Origin of the sequence: Isoptericola sp. NPDC060257 (assembly GCF_042726645.1) — a bacterium.
In the GTDB taxonomy this organism is placed as follows: domain Bacteria; phylum Actinomycetota; class Actinomycetes; order Actinomycetales; family Cellulomonadaceae; genus Isoptericola; species Isoptericola nanjingensis.
Genome location: NZ_JBHXAW010000360.1, coordinates 1 through 3,810, shown reverse-complemented (window position 1 = coordinate 3,810; position 3,810 = coordinate 1). Strand labels below are relative to the sequence as shown.

Sequence of the window (3,810 nt, the reverse complement as noted above, 5' to 3'; positions counted from 1 at the left end):
GTAGTCACACCCGAAGTGGAGGGCGCCCTGGCGCCCGTGAACGCAACCGTGCGCGCGATTCCCCGACGTGCCGTCAACCGTCAGGAGGCGACTCGGCCGACAACCCGGTCGAGCGCCGCGACCGCGTCGTCCAGCACGGACTCCTCCACCGTGAGCGCCGGCCGGAACCGCACGGACCGCTCCCCGCACCCGAGGATGAGGAAGCCCTCCGCGTGCAGCCCGGCGAGGACGGCGTCGCGCACGGCCCGCGACGGCAGCGACACGGCGCACATGAGCCCCCGGCCGCGGGGGTCGGAGACGACGCCGGGGTGCGCGGCGGCGAGCGTCTCGAGCCGCGCGAGCAGCCCGGCGCCCACCTGCGCGGCGCGCTCGATCAGCCCCTCGGCCTCGATCACCTCGAGGATGCGGCGCGAGCGGACCATGTCGGCGAGGTTGCCGCCCCAGGTGGAGTTGATGCGGGAGGAGACGTGGAAGACGTTGTCGTCGATCTCGTCGACGCGTCCGCCGGCCATGACGCCGCACACCTGGGCCTTCTTGCCGAAGGCGACGACGTCGGGCTGCACGCCGAGCTGCTGGTAGGCCCACGCCGTCCCGGTCATGCCGACTCCGGTCTGCACCTCGTCCAGCACGAACAGGGCGTCGTGCTCGTGGCACAGGGCCTGCATGGCCTGGAGGAACTCGGCGCGCAGGTGGTGGTCGCCGCCCTCCCCCTGGATCGGTTCGGCGACGAAGCAGGCGATGTCGTGCGGGTGCGCCTCGAACGCGGCGCGGGCCTCGGCGAGCGCCCGTGCCTCGAGCGCCTCGACGTCGCGGAGCCCGCCGTCGGCGTCGCGACCGGGGTAGGGCGAGCTGATGCGCGGCCAGTCGAACTTGGGGAAGCGGGCGACCTTGCCCGGCTCGGTGTTGGTGAGGGACATGGTGTAGCCGGAGCGGCCGTGGAACGCGTGCTGCAGGTGCAGCACCCGGGTGCCCAGCTCGGGCGAGCGGCCGTGCGCCTCGTTGTGCCGCGACTTCCAGTCGAACGCGACCTTGAGCGCGTTCTCGACGGCGAGGGCGCCGCCGTCGACGAAGAAGAGGTGCGGGAGGGCGGGGTCGCCGAGGACGCGGGCGAACGCGTCGACGAAGCGAGCGAGCTCGACGGTGTAGACGTCGGAGTTGGACGGCTTGTTGATCGCGGCGCGGGTGAGCTCCTCGCGGAACAGCGGGTCGCGGAACAGAGCGGGGTGGTTCATGCCCAGGGGGTTGGAGGCGAAGAAGGTGAACAGGTCGGTCCACTCGCGTCCGTCGCGGGCGTCGACGAGGGTCGAGCCGTGCGAGCGGTCGAGGTCGAGCACGAGGTCGAAGCCGTCGACGAGCAGGTGCTCGCGCAGCGACTCGAGGACGGCGGTGGCCTCGATCGAGCCGCCGACGCTGGGGGCTGTGCGCTGAGAGATTGTCTCGGTCATACCCCGACGGTAGAGGAGAACTTCCTGCCGAACCAGAGTGATGCCGAAAGAATTCTTGTCAGTGTGCCAGCGGACGCCCCTCGAAGTACGTCCGGAGCACCACGGTGGAGCGCGTCGACACGCTCGCCTCGCGGCGGATGACGCCGAGCAGGTCCTCCAGCGCGGACGGCGACGGCACCCGCACCAGCAGCAGGTAGTTCGCGTTGCCCGCGACGGACCAGCACGCCTCGATCCCCGGCACGTCGCGCAGCCGGTCGGGGGCGTCGTCGGCCTGCGACTGGTCCAGCGGCGTGATCTCCACGTACGCCGCGATGGGCAGCCCCACGGCGTCGGGGTCGACAACGGCGCGGTAGCCGGTGATCACGCGCCGCGCCTCCAGCTTGCGCACCCGAGCCTGCACGGCGGACTGTGACAGCCCCGTCACGCCAGCGAGCGCCGCCAGGGTCGCGCGCCCGTCCTCGCGCAGCGCGCGCACGAGCGCCCGGTCGACGTCGTCCAGCGTGCCCTCGCTCATCCCGCCACCTCGGCGGACTCCAACCAGGCCATCTCGAGCTCCTCCTTCTCGGCGCCGAGCTCCCGGAGGCGCTCGTCGAGGGCCGCCACCGCGGCGTAGTCCGTCGGGTCGGCGGCGATCTGCTCGTGCAGAGTGTTCTCCTCGTCCGCGATCCGAGCCAACCTCCGCTCAATCCGTGAGATTTCCTTCTTGGCGGCGCGCACCTCTGCCGCGGAGGCCCCCGACGGCGTCGTCGCAGGTCGCGCTGCGGACGCCGCGGCCCCCGCAGCGGTCGGCGGGGCACCCACGGGCGCGGCGGCCGAGGACGCGTCCGAGGCACCCGCCCGCCGCAGCTCGAGGTACTGCTCCACCCCGCCCGGCAGGTCCCGCAGCGCGCCGTCGCCCAGCAGCGCCCACTGCCGGTCGCACACGCGCTCCAGCAGGTACCGGTCGTGCGAGACGACGATCAGCGTGCCGGGCCAGCCGTCCAGCAGGTCCTCGACGGCGGCGAGGGTGTCGGTGTCCAGGTCGTTCGTGGGCTCGTCGAGCAGCAGGACGTTCGGCTCCGAGACGAGCAGCCGCAGCAGCTGGAGACGTCGCCGCTCGCCGCCGGACAGGTCGCGCACGATCGTGTGCGCCCGCTCGCGGGTGAAGCCGAGGCGCTCGGTGAGCTGCCCGGCGGTGAGCTCCTTGCCGTCGACGACGACGGTGCGCTTCTCGCGGTCCACCACCTGGACGGCGGTGAGGTGCGCGACGTCGTCGAGCTCGCCGACGTCCTGGGTCAGCTCCGCGACGTGCACCGTCTTGCCGCGCCGCACCCGACCGGAGTCCGGCTCGCGGCGCCCGGCGAGCAGGGACAGCAGCGTCGTCTTGCCCGCGCCGTTGACGCCGACCACGCCGTACCGGTCGCCGGGGCCGAGGCGCCACGTGACGTCGTCGAGCAGCACGCGGCGCTCCCCCGGGCCGTCCGACACGTGGTCCGCTCCGGCGGGCCGTGCGTCCGACACGCGGGCGGGGACGGTGACGGTCACGTCCTCGAGGTCGAGCACGTCCTTGCCGAGGCGGCGGGTGGCCATCTGCGTGAGCTCGAGGGTGTCCCGCGGGGGCGGCTCGTCGTCGATGAGCGCGGCCGCGGCGTCGAGCCGGAACTTGGGCTTGGACGTGCGGGCGGGCGCACCGCGCTTGAGCCACGCGAGCTCCTTGCGCAGCAGGTTGTTGCGCTTCTCGGCCGCCGTGGCGGCCTGCCGGGCCCGCTCGGCGCGCGCCAGGATGTAGGCCGCGTACCCGCCGTCGTACCCGTCGACGCCGCCGGACCCGTCGCCGCGCACCTCCCACGTGCGGGAGCAGACCGCGTCGAGGAACCAGCGGTCGTGAGTGACGACGACCAGCGCCCCGGTGGCACCCGGCCGGCCGTAGCGGGCGGACAGGTGCTCGGCCAGCCAGGCGACGCCCTCGACGTCGAGGTGGTTCGTGGGCTCGTCGAGCAGCAGCACGTCCGGGTCCTCGACGAGGAGCGCGGCGAGCGCCACGCGGCGGCGCTGCCCGCCCGACAGGGTCGACGCCGGCTGGTCCAGGTCGAGGTCCGCCAGCAGGCCGGCGTGCACGGTGCGGATGCGGGCGTCGGACGCCCACTCGTGCGTCGCGTCGTCGCCGTGCACCAGGTCGCGGATCGTCGCCGCGTCGTCGTCGACGTCGCGCTGCACGAGCATGCCGAGGCGCGAGCCTCCGACCCGGGTGACACGACCGGCGTCGGGCGCCTGCGTGCCCGCGAGCAGGCGCAGCAGCGTCGACTTGCCCGCCCCGTTGGGGCCGACGACGCCGATGCGGTCGCCGTCGTCGAGCCCGAGCGAGACGTCGGCCAGGAGGGTGCTG

The 3,810-nt window shown here is 73.7% G+C and carries 3 protein-coding genes; all 3 read right to left on the bottom strand.

The window, feature by feature from the left end; genetic code table 11:
* Positions 1–80: 80 nt before the first annotated feature.
* A complete protein-coding gene (lat, locus tag ACFWEK_RS19945) occupies positions 81–1,445 on the bottom strand; it encodes an L-lysine 6-transaminase (protein ID WP_430555172.1) in 1,365 nt (454 codons plus the stop codon).
* 58 nt (positions 1,446–1,503) lie between these two features.
* Positions 1,504–1,959: an Lrp/AsnC family transcriptional regulator gene (locus ACFWEK_RS19940; RefSeq protein WP_430555171.1), complete on the bottom strand. Its 456-nt coding sequence runs from the start codon at positions 1,957–1,959 to the stop codon at positions 1,504–1,506.
* Positions 1,956–3,810, bottom strand: a 1,855-nt coding sequence (locus tag ACFWEK_RS19935) for an ABC-F family ATP-binding cassette domain-containing protein (RefSeq protein WP_430555170.1), incomplete at its 5' end; no start/stop codon positions are given. The genes ACFWEK_RS19940 and ACFWEK_RS19935, both read right to left, overlap by 4 nt.

What these genes read in the sequence shown, in the direction of transcription:
- ACFWEK_RS19940 (WP_430555171.1), bottom strand. Translation starts at nt 1,959, where the DNA reads ATGAGCGAGGGCACGCTGGACGACGTCGACCGGGCGCTCGTGCGCGCG.
- lat (WP_430555172.1), bottom strand. Translation starts at nt 1,445, where the DNA reads ATGACCGAGACAATCTCTCAGCGCACAGCCCCCAGCGTCGGCGGCTCG.